This window comes from Pseudomonas sp. MPB23, assembly GCF_046605395.1.
Lineage (GTDB): Bacteria > Pseudomonadota > Gammaproteobacteria > Pseudomonadales > Pseudomonadaceae > Aquipseudomonas.
In genome coordinates this window covers 1,446,582-1,460,637 of the sequence record NZ_CP176771.1, presented here as the reverse complement: position 1 = coordinate 1,460,637, position 14,056 = coordinate 1,446,582, and the positions used below count along the sequence as shown (strand labels likewise).

The window sequence follows — 14,056 nt, the reverse complement described above, 5'->3', positions numbered from 1 at the left end:
GAGGGGGTTTTATGGCAGCCCATGAACAGCTCAATATTCTTCAGTCGGCCATGTATGGAGTGTCCGATTTTGCGAGACTCATGTATCCGATAACGCGGGCCCAGCCCAAGCGTTCGATTTTTGAAATTTCTATTGGCATGAATATAAAGCCATGATGTCCCCAAAGCGCTGGCTACTGATCTTGCTGCCCATACTGGCGATCCTTGCTTTGTATTTGTTCTATTCCAATCGAGCGTTAAATACGCTCCGCGTACATGTCGGAAAGCCTTATGACGAAGTTGTACGAGATTCGACGTTTTCTGTAAAAGCCAATACCGTTATCTACCCCAGCGAACCACCACGCCCCAGCTCGACCTGGATCACCAGCCCGGTTGTTATACAGTACGACGATCCAAACTATGGATTCACTTTACCCACCACTAAATTTGGTGCAATTACTTACGGAGATGGAAAAGTCATAGGCATTACAACCTCTCCGATGCTTGAAATGTTGTCCTTCAGTGAGCTTGTACCTCTTCTCGAAGAGATTCAGTTGCGACTGAAAAGGTCCGGCTGGACACCGCAATATCCCAATAAACTCACTTGGCTGCTCACCACCACTGAACAGCAAAAAACGGCCCTGCAAGATGAATTGTTCAAACAGGTGGGCCTCGTTTTGCTTGGCATACCGCATCAATATACACTGGCAATCAACGTTAAATGTTTCAGGCGATGCAACGAGCGCAATCCTGCGACGGCAAAATATTTAATTGATATCAGCATGGGAAGAAATTACTTCCGCGAATGAGTCAGGAAATATCGTAAAGGAGGGGATTTTATGGCAGCCCATGAACAGCTCAATATTCTTCAGTCGGCCATGTATGAAGTGTCCGATTTTGCGAGACTCATGAATCCGATAACGCGGGCCCAGCCCAAGCGTTCGATTTTTGAAATTTCTATTGGTATGGATATAAAACCATGATGCCCCCAAAGCGCTGGTTACTGATCTTGCTGCCTATGCTGGCATTCCTTGCTTTGTATTTGTTCTATTCCAATCGCGCGTTAAATATGCTCAGCGTACATATCGGAAAGCCTTATGGCGAAGTTGTACGAGACTCGACCTTTTCCGTAAAGGCCAACACCGTTATCTCCTCCAGCGAACCACCACACCCCGGTTCGACCTGGATCACCACCCCGGTTGTTATACAGTACGACGACCCGAATTATGGCTTCGTCTTACCCGCTACTCTATTTGGTGCAATCAGTTATGACGATGGAAAAGTCTCAAACATTACAACCTCTCCGATGCTGGAAATGCTGTCCTTCAGTGAGCTTGTACCTCTTCTCGAAGAGATTCAGTTGCGACTGAAAAGGTCCGGCTGGACACCGCAATATCCCAATAAACTCACTTGGCTGCCCACCACCACCGAGCAGCAAAAAACCGCCCTGCAAGATGAATTATTCAATGAGGTGGGCCTCGTTTTGCTTGGTATACCGCAAAAATACACACTCGCAATCAATATCAAATGCTTCAAGCGATGCAATGAGCGCAATCCTGCGACGGCAAAATATTTAATTGATATCAGCATGGGAAGAAATTACTTCCGCGAATGAATGGACTTTCGGTGTGTTGTTCAAACGGTCAGTCACGCGGTGGATGTAAGCGTGGGCGGGATTCCACAACCGATAAACAGCGCTGGCTACCCATTCCCCGCGCCGGAACAAGGTCAGTTTGGCGCCTTCATTGCCACGGTCACCCACCACGGCGTGTGCTGTTCGATCTGCACCGGCAGGGTCGGCAGCAGGGCGTTGAGCGCGAGGGTCGTGTCGTGCAGCGGGAAGCTGCCGGTGATGCGCAGGTCGGCAACGCGTTTATCCACACCCAGGTAACCGCTGCGGTAGCGGCCCAGTTCGGCCACCACATCGCCCAGGCGCGCGTTGTCCACCACCAGCATGCCGCGCGTCCAGGCGTCGGTGCCGGGGGTGACGGCCAGCAGCGGGCCGAGGCCTTTGCTGTGCATCAGCACTTGCTCGCCTGCCTTGAAGATCTGTTCCTGCGCCAGCGCTTCAGGCTGGGCGCCCACCGCCGATTGCAGCACGCTCAGGCGCGTGGCGTCGGCTTCGCGCTTGACGATAAACCGCGTGCCCAGCGCCCGCAGGCTGCCGTCGCGGGTTTGCACGTAGAACGGGCGCGCGTCGTTGTGGCCGGTTTCGACGAGGATTTCGCCTTCCTGCAACACGATCAACCGGCGCTGTTCATCGAAACGCACGTCGATGGCGCTGTGGGTGTTGAGGTTGATCCGAGTGCCGTCCGCCAGTGTCAGCGTGCGTTGCTCGCCGGTGGCGGTGCGCTGGTCGGCCAGCCAATAGTGGATCGGCACGTAGCGTTCGCCGGCCAACAACGCCAGGCCGCACACCAGCGCGATACTCGCCAGGCCGCTGCCGAGCTTGCGCACGCGCCGGCGAATGCCTTCGCGCGATTGCAGCAGCGCCGCCCGCGCCGGGCCCGAGGCCAGGCCGAAGCGCTGGTCGAGCAGCCCCAGTTGGCGCCAGGCGCGGGCATGTTCTTCATCGCTGGCCAACCATTGGCTGAAGGCTTCGCGCGCCACCAGGCCGCCGTCGCCCGCATCGAGGGACAACTGCCAGGCAATTGCCGCATCCAACACGCGGGCCGACACCGGTTTGGCGTTGATCGAGGTCATAGCGGCTCGCCATACAGGGCGATGTAGCACTGGCGAATGCCCTGGGCCAGGTACTGGCGCACCCGCGGCACCGACACGCCGAGGCGCTGGGCGATGTCCGCGTGGCCCAGGCCGTCGACGCGGTTATAGAGGAATGCGGCGCGGGCCTTGCTCGACAGCTTGCCGAGCAGGCGGTCGATGGCCTTGAGGTCTTCGAGGATCAGTTGCTGGTCTTCCGGCGACGGGTGTTCGCTTTCCGGGATCAGCATCAATTCGTTGAGGTAGGCCTGTTCGAGGGCGGCGCGGCGGAAGTAATCGAACAACAGGCCCTTGGCGATCGCCAGCAGGAAGGCGCGCGGTTCGCGGGGTTCGCGCAACTCGTCACGGCCCAGCAGGCGCATGAACGTGTCCTGGCTCAAGTCTTCGGCGCGGCTGGGGCAGGCCACGTTGCGGCGCAGCCAGGCCAGCAACCAGCCACGATGGTCGCGATACAACGCGCCAACACGCTCACTGTGTGGGTTCTGGACCGACGACAAGGCATCACCGAATAAACAAGAGGTTTAAACTAACGAGAATTATTCGCGATTGTGTCAGAGGCGTGGGATGGGCGCAATTGGCGTCTGTCGGGAGAGGCCACTAAAACGATGGCGCTTGTTTACGGCGTTTCCATTGGCTCAACCGTTCCTGCAACGATTGGGGCGTGTCGATGTGCTGCTGACGCGCGCGGCTGAGCAGGATCAACATCAGCTCCGCCGTGGCCAGGGCATCGGCGCTGGCGTGATGACGCTCGCCCACTTGCAGGTTGAAGTACTCGATCCAGTCATCCAGCCCGGCCTCGCGGATCGGCGCCTGGGGGCACAGCATCGGGGCGATTTCGGCAACATCCAGAAACGGATGGGCCAGTCGATACCCCAGGCTGTCCTTGAGCGCCCGCCCCAGCATGTGTTGGTCGAAGCGTGCGTGGAAGGCCAACAGCGGGCTGTCGCCGACGAATTCCATGAACTCCAGCAGCGCGTCCACCGGGTCGCTGCCGGCGGCGATGGCGCTGGGGCCGAGGCCGTGGATCAGGACGCTGGGGCTGAGTTTGGTTTCGGCACGGTGCAGGGTGCGCTCGAACAATTGGGAGAAGTCCACCGCGCCGTCTTCGATCACCACGGCGCCAATGGACAGCACCTGGTCGCGGTTGAGGTTCAGGCCGGTGGTTTCCAGGTCCACCACCACCCAGCGCTGGCTGCGCAGCAGCCCGCCGCCGAGGGCGGTGGGTTTGCGCAATTGGGCCAGGCGCTGTTGTTGGGTTGCGTCGAGTCGGGGTTTGGCCGCACGCAGCCAACCGAACCAGCTCACAACTGGTACCGCAACGTCAGGCTGCTTTGTAGCCGCTGGGCCTGGCGCAGGGATTCGCGCAGGATACGTCGGTCCAGGTGGTTGAGGCTGTCGGGGTCGACCCGGTTGGAGTACGGCAGGTTTTCGCGGGTCTGCAACTGGTGCTGCTGCATGCGGGTTTGCTGGATAAAGTGATACGCCTCTTCATAGGCGGCGCCGTCCAGCGGCTCGATCACTTCCTTGACCACCAGTTGGCGCAGGCGCTCCAGGGTATTGATGGCGTGCACGTCGTTGGCCAGGGCCAGCAGGCGTGCGCCGTCGACGAAAGGCGTCAGGCCTTGCACCTTGAGGTCGAGGGTGGCCTTCTCGCTGCCTTTGCGCGTCAGCACGAACTCGCGGAAGCGCCCCACCGGCGGGCGCTGGCGCAAGGCGTTCTCCGCCAGCATGCGCTGGAACAGGGGGTTATCCGCGACTTGGTCGAGAATGCCCTGGCGCAGTTGTTCACAGCCCTGCTCATCGCCCCACACCACCCGCAGGTCGAAATAGATGGTCGACCCCAGCAGGTTCTCCGGCGTGGCTTCGCGGATAAACGCCGCAAACCGTCGTGCCCATTCGGCCCGCGATAGGCACAGCTCGGGATTGCCGGCCATGATGTTGCCTTTGCACAGGGTGAAGCCGCACTGCGCCAGGCTCTGGTTGATCTGCTGCGCCAGGGGCAGCAGGCGCGCGCGAATCTCGGCGGCTTCGGCGGCGTCCTTGGCGTCGAACAGAATGCCGTTGTCTTGGTCGGTGTACAGCGTCTGCTCGCGCCGGCCTTCGCTGCCGAAACACAGCCAACTGAACGGTACGCCGGGGTCGCCTTTGTCAGCGAGGGTCAGCTCGATCACCCGGCACACCGTGTGATCGTTGAGCAGGGTAATGATGTGAGTGATCTGGGTCGACGACGCGCCATGGGCCAGCATGAGCTCCACCAACTGGCCTATCTCGCCGCGTATCGCCACCAGGTTTTCCACCTTGGGCGCGTTGCGGATGGTGCGGGCCAGGTGCACCAGGTCGACCCGTTGCAGGGAAAACAAGTCGCGCTCGGACACCACGCCACACAGGCGCTGGTCTTTGACCAGGCACACGTGGGCGATATGCCGCTCGGTCATGGCGATGGCGGCATCGAACGCGCTGTGGTCCGGCGAGAGGAAGAACGGCGCATGGGTCATGTGCCCGTCGATCGCCCGGGTGAAATCGCTGGAGCCGTCGGCGACCACCTGGCGCAAGTCGCGCAGGGTGAAAATCCCCAGGGGCGCCTTGTGCTCATCGACGATCACAATGCTGCCCACTTGCTGCTCGTGCATCAGCGTGACCGCTTCGCGCAGCGGCGTCTGCGGGCTACAGGTGACCGGATGGCGCATGGCCAATTCGCCCAGGCGGGTGTTCAGGGAATATTGGGTGCCGAGGGTTTCCACGGCTTTTTGCTGCACCTGCTGGTTGACCTGGTCCAGCAGGCTGCTGACGCCCCGCAGGGCGAAGTCGCGAAACGGGCTGGAAAGGGCAAACAGCTTGATGAATGCCGGTTTGTTCAGTTGCAGGCAGAACGTGTCTTCGGCGGCTTTGTGCTCGGTGCGCGTCGCGCGTTCGCCCAACAACGCGGCGAGGGGGAAGCACTCGCCGGCGGTGATTTCAAAGGTGGTCTCGGCGGAGTCCGGCCGTTCGCCGATAACCCGGCCCTGCTTGACGATGTAAAAGTGCTCCACCGGCCCGCTCGACGGCTTGAGAATGCTCTCGCCGGGGCCATAGAAACGCAATTGGCACTGCTCGACCAGAAATGCCAGGTGCGCATTTTCCATCTGATTGAAGGGCGGGAAGCGTTGCAGGAACTGCAGGGTGCCGTGAATGTTCTGCAATACGGCAGTTTTCCCCGCCTGGGTGAAGGCATCAGCTTTACTCATAACAGTGACCGCGATTTTTTGTCGTTATCGTTCCCCATGGTCGACTCCTGTGTGGCAGGTGCCCATTGGACGTAAGTCTAGGTCGATGAGAACGGTGTAAAACTAAGGAAAAACCTTACAACTTATGGTCCAAACCCGGTAAAACGCCCACTAGGCAAACTTTCCGACGAAGTGCACATTGTTCGCACTTCTGCGATGTCTGACGAGTGTGCTGGGAGATTGATGAGAATTGCCGAGAACCGTATGTCCGACCACGATATTTTGAGCGATGCCGAGCGCGAGGCACTGAGCGCCGTGATGCTGGAGCCTGATTTACCGCCACAACGCGTGTTGATTGTTGACGACGACAAGGACGCGCGTGAACTGCTGGCGGAGATTCTGGGCTTGGACGGTATTCGCTGCATGACGGCCGACAGTGGTGAGGCAGCGTGGGATTTGTTGCAGTCCAGCAGCGCCATTGGTTTGCTGATCACCGACCTGCGCATGGCGCCGAGCAATGGCCTGGAGTTGATTCGCCAGGTCCGCGAATCCACGCGGGCAGCGTTGCCGATCATCGTCATGTCCGGGGACGCGGAAGCGCCGGATGTGATCGATGCGATGCATTTGAGTGTGGTGGACTTTTTGCTCAAGCCGATTGATAGCGAGAAGTTGGCGAAGTTGGTGAAGCAGGAGTTGGGGATGACGAAGTAAAACCCGCCTACAAAAAAAGCCCTGATCTCACGATCAGGGCTTTTTTACCTGTAGGAGCGTTTAGTTACAGGCCATTCTTGGCCTTGAACTCGCGACGCTTGCGGTGCAACACCGGCTCGGTATAGCCATTCGGCTGCTTGGTCCCTTCAATCACCAACTCCACCGCCGCCTGGAACGCGATATTGCTATCGAAATCCGGCGCCAGCGGACGGTACAGCGCATCCCCGGCATTCTGACGGTCCACCACCGGCGCCATGCGCTTGAGGCTTTCCATCACCTGATCCTGAGTGACAACGCCGTGACGCAACCAGTTGGCGATGTGCTGGCTGGAGATACGCAGGGTGGCGCGGTCTTCCATCAGGCCGATGTCGTTGATGTCCGGCACCTTCGAGCAGCCGACGCCCTGGTCGATCCAGCGCACCACGTAGCCGAGGATGCCCTGGGCGTTGTTGTCCAGTTCGTTGCGGATTTCTTCCTCGGACCAGTCGGTGTTTTTCGCCAGGGGAATGGTGAGGATATCGTCCAGCGACGCGCGCTCGCGCTTGGCCAGTTCGGCCTGGCGGGCGAATACGTCGACCTTGTGGTAGTGCAGCGCATGCAGCGCCGCCGCGGTGGGCGACGGTACCCAGGCGGTGTTGGCGCCGGCCAGTGGGTGGGCGATTTTCTGTTCGAGCATCGCGGCCATCAGGTCGGGCATGGCCCACATGCCTTTACCGATCTGCGCGCGGCCTTGCAGGCCGGTAGCCAGGCCGATATCGACGTTCCAGTTTTCGTAAGCGCCGATCCACTTCTCGGACTTCATGGCCGCCTTGCGCACCATCGCGCCGGCTTCCATCGAGGTGTGGATTTCATCGCCGGTGCGGTCGAGGAAGCCGGTGTTGATAAACACCACGCGCTCGCTGGCAGCCTTGATGCAGGCCTTGAGGTTGACCGTGGTACGGCGCTCCTCGTCCATGATCCCGACCTTCAGCGTGTTGCGCGGCAGGTTCAGCACGTCTTCGATACGGCCGAACAGCTCGTTGGTGAACGCCGCTTCTTCCGGGCCGTGCATCTTCGGTTTGACGATGTAGACCGAACCGGTGCGGCTGTTCTTGCGGCTGCTGTTGCCGTTGAGGCTGTGGATCGCCGCCAGGCTGGTGAGCAGGCCGTCGAGAATGCCTTCCGGGACTTCGTTGCCGTCTTTGTCGAGGATCGCGTCGATGGTCATCAAGTGACCCACGTTGCGCACGAACAGCAGCGAGCGACCGTGCAGCGTCACGTCCTGGCCATCCACGCCGGTGTAGACGCGGTCGGCGTTCATGGTGCGGGTGAAGGTCTTGCCGCCCTTGGCCACTTCTTCGGCCAGGTCGCCTTTCATCAGGCCGAGCCAGTTGCGGTAGATCACCACTTTGTCATCGGCATCGACGGCGGCGACGGAGTCTTCGCAGTCCATGATGGTGGTCAGCGCGGCTTCCATCAGCACGTCTTTGACGCCGGCGGCGTCGGTCTGGCCGACCGGGGTGCTGGCGTCGATCTGGATTTCGAAGTGCAGGCCGTTGTGCTTGAGCAGGATCGCAATCGGTTGGGCCGTGTCGCCCTGGAAACCGATCAACTGGGCGTCGTCGCGCAGGCCGCTGTTGCTGCCGCCTTTGAGGCTGACCACCAGTTTGCCGTCAATGATCTTGTAGCCGGTGGAATCGACATGGCTGCCGGCGCTCAGCGGCGCGGCTTCGTCGAGGAAGGCGCGGGCGAAGGCGATGACCTTGTCGCCACGCACCTTGTTGTAGCCCTTGCCCTTCTCGGCGCCGTCGGCCTCGCTGATGGCGTCGGTGCCATACAGCGCGTCGTACAGCGAACCCCAGCGCGCATTGGAGGCGTTGAGGGCGAAGCGGGCGTTCATCACCGGCACGACCAACTGCGGGCCGGCCATGCGGGCGATCTCATCATCGACGTTTTGGGTCGAGGCCTGGAAATCTGCGGCTTCTGGCAGCAGGTATCCGATATCTTGCAGGAAGGCTTTGTAGGCCACCGGGTCGTGGGCCTGGCCCGCGTGGGTCTGGTGCCAGGTGTCGATCCGCGCCTGGAAATCATCGCGTTTGGCGAGTAGGGCTTTGTTCTTCGGTGCCAGGTCATGGATGACCTTGTCGGCGCCGGCCCAGAACTGCTCGGCAGTGACGCCGGTACCGGGAATGGCTTCGTTATTCACGAAGTCGAACAGGACTTTGGCGACCTGCAGGCCACCGACTTGAACGTGTTCAGTCATCTCTTGCCTCACTCTGCGGAGCTTATGCGCTGTTTCAGATTTTCATTATGTAGTGCCTGGGTGCGCATACTACATGATGACTTGCGGTTGTGAAAATTAGACTAATTACGTCGTTTAGCGACCGACTTTGGTCGTACGGTCACAGCGGAGAACGGGATGTTCTCAAGAAACCATTGGATTGTTCCAGATAAATATAAAAATCGTACACGATTTGTCTTCAGCGGCTTGCACGTCCACCTTGTAGGAGCGAGCTCGCTCGCGAAGATCCCAAGAGCGCCGCTGGCTACGACCTTCGCAAGCACGCTCACTCCTACAGGAATAGCACCCGAGGTATTTCGCCATGGACCATCTTGTACTCACTATTATCGCTGCCGACAAACCCGGCCTGGTTGAACGCGTCGCGCAGACCATCGCCGCCCACGGTGGCAACTGGCTGGAAAGCCGCATGGCGCATATGGCCGGGCAGTTTGCCGGGATCCTGCGGGTGAGCGTTCCTACGGAGAACCACCAGGCGTTGGTCGCCGCGCTGGAGGACTTATCCACACACGGTATTCGTGTGCTGGTGGGCGAGGGCAGCAGCGGGCAGGCGCTGGTGTCCAAAGCGATCCTGATGACACTGGTGGGCAATGACCGTACGGGTATCGTGCGCGAGATCACGGCGTTATTGAGCAAGCAGGGCGTCAACCTGGAGCGCCTGAGCACCGACGTGCGTCCGGCGCCGATGAGCGGCGATCTGCTGTTCAGCGCCGAGGCCCTGTTGCAGGTGCCGTCGACGTTGTCCCTGGATGCATTGCAACAGTCGCTGGAAACCCTGGCGGATGACTTGATGGTGGAACTGCGCAACGAGGAATAATCATCCACAAGGTTATGCATGGAAATCTTGCATGGGCCTGTGGATAACCTGTAGAAACCCGTCGTCAGGCCACGTCGGCCGGTCCTCTTCGCCGCTTGAGCAAAAAACGAGCAGTTTCAAGGGCTTGTGCACAAATGGCGGGGATCAGGTTGTGGATAACCTTGGGGTGAAAGGCTGCAAGCCACGCGCGCTGTGGCTTGCAGAGGTTTGTACGTTATTTGATCAGCGTTTGCGCGCGCTCAACCCGATATCCACGCTGTACACCACCAGCCCGGCCCAGATAAACGCGAAGGCGGTCAGGGTGGCCGGCGCCAGGTGTTCACCGAACAGCAGCACCGCTTCCAGCAGCACCAGGGTCGGCGCCACGTACTGTAAAAAGCCCAGCGCGGTGTAGGGCAAATGCCGCGCGGCGGCGTTGAAACACACCAGCGGGATCAGCGTCACCGGGCCTGCGGCCACCAGCCACCAGGCTTCGGACGTGCTCCAGAAGGCCATTTGTGCCGTGTGGGCCGACGGGTTGAACAGCAACCACGCCACGGCGATCGGCACCAGCATCCAGGTTTCCACCACCAGCCCCGGCAGCGCTTTCACCGGCGCCTGCTTGCGGATCAGGCCATAGAAGCCGAAGGTCAGCGCCAGCACCAGCGACACCCACGGCAAGCTGCCCACCTGCCAGACCTGTTGCGCCACACCGACCGCCGCCAGCCCCACGGCCACCCACTGCAGACGGCGCAGGCGCTCGCCAAGGATCAACATGCCCAGCAGCACATTCACCAGCGGGTTGATGTAGTAACCCAGGCTCGCTTCGAGCATGCGTCCGCTGTTCACCGACCACACATACGTCAGCCAGTTAGCCGCAATCAATGCACCGCTGAGGGCCAGGATCGCCAGGCGCCGGGGGTTGTCGCGCAATTCGCGGAACCAGCCGGGGTGTTTCCACACCATCAGCAACAGCGTGCCGAACAGCGCCGACCACAGTACGCGGTGCACGATGATTTCCGCAGCGGGAACACTGGCGATGGCTTTGAAGTAGAGCGGGAACAGACCCCAGATGATGTAGGCGCTCAGGCCCAGGACGTAACCCTTGCGGGGGTTGGCGGCGTGCATGCGAATCCTTGTTTGGGCAGCTAACAAAGCGCGATTGTAGGGAAATTTTTCCGGCAGTGGGCATGGCTTTCGGTAGGCGCGAGCTTGCTCGCTCCTACCGTGAGGCGCGGCGTTGTTTAGAACAGTTTCAGAGGTTCTTCGTTGAGCGCCGACAATTGCTCGCGCAACGCCAGGACCTGATCGCCCCAATACCGCTCGCTGCCGAACCACGGAAAGCTGTGGGGAAACGCCGGGTCGTCCCAGCGCCGTGCCAGCCAGGCGCTGTAGTGCATCAGGCGCAAGGCGCGCAACGGTTCGATCAGCGCCAGTTCGCGCGGGTCGAAGTCGTGGAACTCTTGATAGCCGTCCATCAATTCCGACAACTGGCCCAGGCATTCCTGACGGTCGCCGGCGAGCATCATCCACAGGTCCTGCACCGCCGGGCCCATGCGGCAGTCATCGAGGTCGACGATATGGAACATCTCGTCGCGGCACATCATGTTGCCGGGGTGGCAATCGCCGTGCATGCGGATGTTCTTGTGCGGCGTGGCCTTGTAGACCTCCTCCACGCGCTTGAGCAGGTCACGGGCCACCGACTCATAGGCCGGCAGCAGGCTTTTGGGAATGAAGTTGCCTTCGAGCAGCGTGGTCAGGGAATCGTGACCGAAGTTCTTCACGCCCAGGGCTTCGCGGTGCTGGAACGGACGGGTCGAACCGACCGCGTGCAAGCGCCCGAGTAACTGCCCGAGGCGATAGAGCTGGTCCAGATTGCCCGGCTCCGGCGCACGGCCGCCACGGCGTGGAAACAGGGCGAAGCGGAAGCCTGCGTGTTCAAACAGGCTTGAGCCGTTATGGATCATCGGCGCGACCACCGGCACATCGCACTCGGCCAGCTCGAAGGTGAAGCTGTGTTCTTCGAGGATCGCTTCGTTGGTCCAGCGCTGGGGGCGGTAGAACTTGGCGATCAGCGGTTCGCTGTCTTCGATGCCCACTTGGTAGACACGGTTTTCGTAGCTGTTGAGCGCCAGAACGCGAGCATCGCTGAGGAAACCGATGCTTTCGACGGCGTCGAGCACCAGATCGGGCGTGAGTGTTTCAAACGGATGGGCCATGCGAACTCCTGCGCGCAGCAGGGCGCCGCGTCCGGCCGGGTATGGTAACGCACGCGGCCAGGGATAGGGGGAGCCTGTGCCATTGTCATCGGGAGCAAGCCCCCTCCCACATTTGACCGAGTTGTTATGACGACCCGGGACAACTGTGGGAGGGGGCTTGCCCCCGATAGCGATCTATCAGGCGCCGACAATCCCACCATCATCGCGCCGAATCGCCATCACCGACGACCGCGGCTTGCCATTCGGCAGATGCTCCGGCCAGGTCGAGCCGCCGGTTTCCCCCGGATGCTGAATCCCCACAAACAGGGTTTTCTGATCCGGCGAAAAGCTGATCCCCGTCACTTCACACGCCACCGGCCCGACCATGAAACGGCGGATTTCCCCGGTGCTCGGGTCGGCGCAGAGCATCTGGTTATTGCCCATGCCGGCGAAGTCGCCGGCGTTGCTGTAGTCGCCGTCGGTGAGAATCCACAGGCGCCCGGCCTTGTCGAACCCCAGGCCGTCCGGGCTGTTGAACATGTTCTGCGGGTTGATGTTCGCCGAGCCGCCCTTCGGTGTATCGGCATGCACGCCGGGGTTGCCCGCCACCACGAACAGGTCCCAACTGAAGTCCGGGGCGCCGTGGTCATCGGCGTTGGCCTTCCAGCGCAGGATCTGGCCATAGACGTTTTTCGCACGCGGGTTGGGCCCGCCCACCGGCTGGCCGTCTTCGCCGCGCTTGGCGTTGTTGGTCAGGGTGCAATAGACCTGGCCGTCGGTGGGGCTGACCACGATCCATTCCGGGCGGTCCATGCGCGTGGCCTTCACCACGCTGGCGGCCAGGCGCGCGTGGATCAGCACTTCGGCCTGGCTGGCAAAGCCGGAGCTGGCGTCGATGCCGTTTTTCCCAAAGGTCAACTCGACCCATTGGCCCTGGCCCTTGGGATGGTCGGCGTTGCCATCGCCGCCGTCGAAGAGGGCCACGTACAAGGTGCCGTGGTCGAGCAGGTCTTTGTTGGCCTTGGGGTTCTTGTGGTTGATCTTGTCGCGGCTGACGAACTTGTAGATGAACTCGCCGCGCTCGTCGTCGCCCATGTACACCACGGCGCGGCCGTCACGGGTTTCGGCCAGGGCCGCGTTCTCGTGTTTGAAGCGGCCCAGGGCGGTGCGTTTGACCGGGGTGGATTGCGGGTCGAACGGGTCGATTTCCACCACCCAACCATGGCGATTGAGTTCGTTGGGGTGCTTGGCCATATCGAAGCGCGGGTCGTGCAGGTGCCAGTTGATCTCTTTGCTGGCCGCGACCACGCCGTAGCGCTTTTGCCCGGCGTCGAAGCTTTGCTGTGGGTTGCTGCTGCCGAAGCAGTCGGTGAAGTTCTCTTCGCACGTCAGGTAAGTGCCCCACGGGGTCTTGCCGTTGGCGCAGTTCTGGAAGGTACCGAGGACTTTTTTGCCGGACTTGTCGGCGCTGGTTTTCAGCCATTCATGGCCGGCGGCGGGGCCGCTCAGGCGAATCGGCGAGTTGCCGTGGATGCGCCGGTTGTAGCGCGAGTCCTGGACGAACTGCCAGGTGTCGCCGGCGCGCCGCACTTCGATCACCGACACCCCTTCGCTGGCCTGGGCCTTGTGCACGTCTTCGGCCGATTGCGGTGCGCCGCCGTGGGCGAAGAGGTAGCGGTAGTTGGTGTATTCGTTGTTGATCGCCATCAGGGCGCGATTGTCGTCACCGGGGAAGGCGAACAGGCTCATGCCGTCGTTGTTGTCACCGAACTGCTGTTCCTGGGCCTTGGCGGTGCCGTTGCCGGACGGGTCGAACGCCGGGGCGTTCTTGTGCAGCGGCTGGCCCCAACTGATCAGCACCGAGGCGCTGTAGCCAGGCGGCAGGCTGAGGGTGTCGCGGGTGTCGGCGGCGATGCTGGCGAAACCCAGCAGCGGGCTGGCGTTGGCGGCGGTGACGGCCAGCGCGCTGCGGCTCAGCAGGTTACCGCCGAGGAACATTGCCGCACCGCACAGGGCGCCGGCGCCGATAAAGCGGCGGCGGGTGAGGCCGACCATCTGTTCGAGGTCGGTGGCTTGGTTTTCTTCTAATAGGCTCATGTCAGGCTCCCTGCGGTTTTTGCAGACACCATAAGGAGCGGGCGTGACGAAATGGTTGCAGTTTGAAGACGGGC

Annotated in this window: 14 protein-coding genes; 6 read left to right on the top strand and 8 right to left on the bottom strand. The window is 61.0% G+C overall.

The window, feature by feature from the left end; all coding sequences use genetic code 11:
- The first annotated feature begins 11 nt into the window (after nt 1–11).
- Genes ACLH0J_RS06710 through ACLH0J_RS06695 form a run of 4 tightly spaced genes read left to right on the top strand, consistent with a single transcriptional unit; the run spans nt 12 to nt 1,593 of the window.
- The gene (locus tag ACLH0J_RS06710; RefSeq protein ID WP_411391337.1) at nt 12–155 is read left to right on the top strand and encodes a hypothetical protein; all 144 of its coding nucleotides are present in this window, start codon (nt 12–14) and stop codon (nt 153–155) included.
- Nucleotides 152–787 (top strand): hypothetical protein, encoded by a 636-nt coding sequence (locus tag ACLH0J_RS06705; RefSeq protein WP_411391336.1) that lies wholly within the window; start codon nt 152–154, stop codon nt 785–787. The genes ACLH0J_RS06710 and ACLH0J_RS06705 overlap by 4 nt, the downstream gene beginning before the upstream one ends.
- Before the next feature lie 30 nt (nt 788–817).
- A complete protein-coding gene (locus tag ACLH0J_RS06700; protein WP_411391335.1) occupies nt 818–961 on the top strand; it encodes a hypothetical protein in 144 nt (47 codons plus the stop codon).
- Entirely contained in the window at nt 958–1,593 is a 636-nt protein-coding gene (locus ACLH0J_RS06695) for a hypothetical protein (protein WP_411391334.1), read from the top strand. The genes ACLH0J_RS06700 and ACLH0J_RS06695 overlap by 4 nt, the downstream gene beginning before the upstream one ends.
- Before the next feature lie 113 nt (nt 1,594–1,706).
- Here ACLH0J_RS06695 and ACLH0J_RS06690 read toward each other — a convergent pair whose 3' ends face one another.
- The 4 genes from ACLH0J_RS06690 to ACLH0J_RS06675 form a co-directional block, all read right to left on the bottom strand.
- On the bottom strand, nt 1,707–2,681 hold the full coding sequence (locus ACLH0J_RS06690; RefSeq protein WP_411391333.1) for a FecR domain-containing protein: 975 nt from the start codon (nt 2,679–2,681) through the stop codon (nt 1,707–1,709).
- On the bottom strand, nt 2,678–3,196 hold the full coding sequence (locus tag ACLH0J_RS06685; RefSeq protein WP_411391332.1) for an RNA polymerase sigma factor: 519 nt from the start codon (nt 3,194–3,196) through the stop codon (nt 2,678–2,680). Before ACLH0J_RS06685 ends, ACLH0J_RS06690 begins: the two co-directional genes overlap by 4 nt.
- Nucleotides 3,197–3,296: 100 nt before the next feature.
- Nucleotides 3,297–4,004, bottom strand: coding sequence for a PolC-type DNA polymerase III (locus tag ACLH0J_RS06680; RefSeq protein ID WP_411391331.1), 708 nt, complete (start codon nt 4,002–4,004; stop codon nt 3,297–3,299).
- Nucleotides 4,001–5,923, bottom strand: coding sequence for a putative nucleotidyltransferase substrate binding domain-containing protein (locus tag ACLH0J_RS06675; RefSeq protein WP_411391330.1), 1,923 nt, complete (start codon nt 5,921–5,923; stop codon nt 4,001–4,003). The genes ACLH0J_RS06680 and ACLH0J_RS06675 overlap by 4 nt, the downstream gene beginning before the upstream one ends.
- Before the next feature lie 243 nt (nt 5,924–6,166).
- On the opposite strand from ACLH0J_RS06675, the gene ACLH0J_RS06670 reads away from it, so the two are divergent.
- Nucleotides 6,167–6,613 (top strand): response regulator, encoded by a 447-nt coding sequence (locus ACLH0J_RS06670; protein WP_411391329.1) that lies wholly within the window; start codon nt 6,167–6,169, stop codon nt 6,611–6,613.
- Between the two features lie 64 nt (nt 6,614–6,677).
- Here the strand turns inward: ACLH0J_RS06670 and ACLH0J_RS06665 are convergent, their stop codons facing one another.
- Nucleotides 6,678–8,855 carry a malate synthase G gene (locus ACLH0J_RS06665; protein ID WP_411391328.1) on the bottom strand — a complete coding sequence of 726 codons (2,178 nt, stop codon included), beginning with the start codon at nt 8,853–8,855 and terminating at the stop codon, nt 6,678–6,680.
- A 340-nt stretch (nt 8,856–9,195) separates the two neighbouring features.
- Here ACLH0J_RS06665 and ACLH0J_RS06660 point away from each other — a divergent pair, with 340 nt between their 5' ends.
- Complete coding sequence (locus tag ACLH0J_RS06660) at nt 9,196–9,708, top strand: glycine cleavage system protein R (RefSeq protein WP_411391327.1); 513 nt, start codon at nt 9,196–9,198, stop codon at nt 9,706–9,708.
- A gap of 222 nt (nt 9,709–9,930) precedes the next feature.
- On the opposite strand, the gene rarD is transcribed toward ACLH0J_RS06660, so the two are convergent.
- The 3 genes from rarD to ACLH0J_RS06645 all read right to left on the bottom strand — a co-directional run bounded on the left by rarD (nt 9,931) and on the right by ACLH0J_RS06645 (nt 13,982).
- Nucleotides 9,931–10,815 carry an EamA family transporter RarD gene (rarD, locus tag ACLH0J_RS06655; protein WP_411391326.1) on the bottom strand — a complete coding sequence of 295 codons (885 nt, stop codon included), beginning with the start codon at nt 10,813–10,815 and terminating at the stop codon, nt 9,931–9,933.
- Nucleotides 10,816–10,931: 116 nt separating this feature from the next.
- A complete protein-coding gene (locus ACLH0J_RS06650) occupies nt 10,932–11,906 on the bottom strand; it encodes a serine/threonine protein kinase (protein WP_411391325.1) in 975 nt (324 codons plus the stop codon).
- Nucleotides 11,907–12,083: 177 nt separating this feature from the next.
- Nucleotides 12,084–13,982: a PhoX family protein gene (locus ACLH0J_RS06645; RefSeq protein WP_411391324.1), complete on the bottom strand. Its 1,899-nt coding sequence runs from the start codon at nt 13,980–13,982 to the stop codon at nt 12,084–12,086.
- Nucleotides 13,983–14,056: the final 74 nt, after the last annotated feature.

Excerpts from the sequence above, each read along its gene's own strand:
- ACLH0J_RS06710 (WP_411391337.1), top strand. The coding sequence starts at position 12 with ATGGCAGCCCATGAACAGCTCAATATTCTTCAGTCGGCCATGTATGGA.
- ACLH0J_RS06705 (WP_411391336.1), top strand. The coding sequence starts at position 152 with ATGATGTCCCCAAAGCGCTGGCTACTGATCTTGCTGCCCATACTGGCG.
- ACLH0J_RS06700 (WP_411391335.1), top strand. The coding sequence starts at position 818 with ATGGCAGCCCATGAACAGCTCAATATTCTTCAGTCGGCCATGTATGAA.
- ACLH0J_RS06695 (WP_411391334.1), top strand. The coding sequence starts at position 958 with ATGATGCCCCCAAAGCGCTGGTTACTGATCTTGCTGCCTATGCTGGCA.
- ACLH0J_RS06690 (WP_411391333.1), bottom strand. The coding sequence starts at position 2,681 with ATGACCTCGATCAACGCCAAACCGGTGTCGGCCCGCGTGTTGGATGCG.
- ACLH0J_RS06675 (WP_411391330.1), bottom strand. The coding sequence starts at position 5,923 with ATGAGTAAAGCTGATGCCTTCACCCAGGCGGGGAAAACTGCCGTATTG.
- ACLH0J_RS06670 (WP_411391329.1), top strand. The coding sequence starts at position 6,167 with ATGTCCGACCACGATATTTTGAGCGATGCCGAGCGCGAGGCACTGAGC.
- ACLH0J_RS06665 (WP_411391328.1), bottom strand. The coding sequence starts at position 8,855 with ATGACTGAACACGTTCAAGTCGGTGGCCTGCAGGTCGCCAAAGTCCTG.
- ACLH0J_RS06660 (WP_411391327.1), top strand. The coding sequence starts at position 9,196 with ATGGACCATCTTGTACTCACTATTATCGCTGCCGACAAACCCGGCCTG.
- rarD (WP_411391326.1), bottom strand. The coding sequence starts at position 10,815 with ATGCACGCCGCCAACCCCCGCAAGGGTTACGTCCTGGGCCTGAGCGCC.
- ACLH0J_RS06650 (WP_411391325.1), bottom strand. The coding sequence starts at position 11,906 with ATGGCCCATCCGTTTGAAACACTCACGCCCGATCTGGTGCTCGACGCC.
- ACLH0J_RS06645 (WP_411391324.1), bottom strand. The coding sequence starts at position 13,982 with ATGAGCCTATTAGAAGAAAACCAAGCCACCGACCTCGAACAGATGGTC.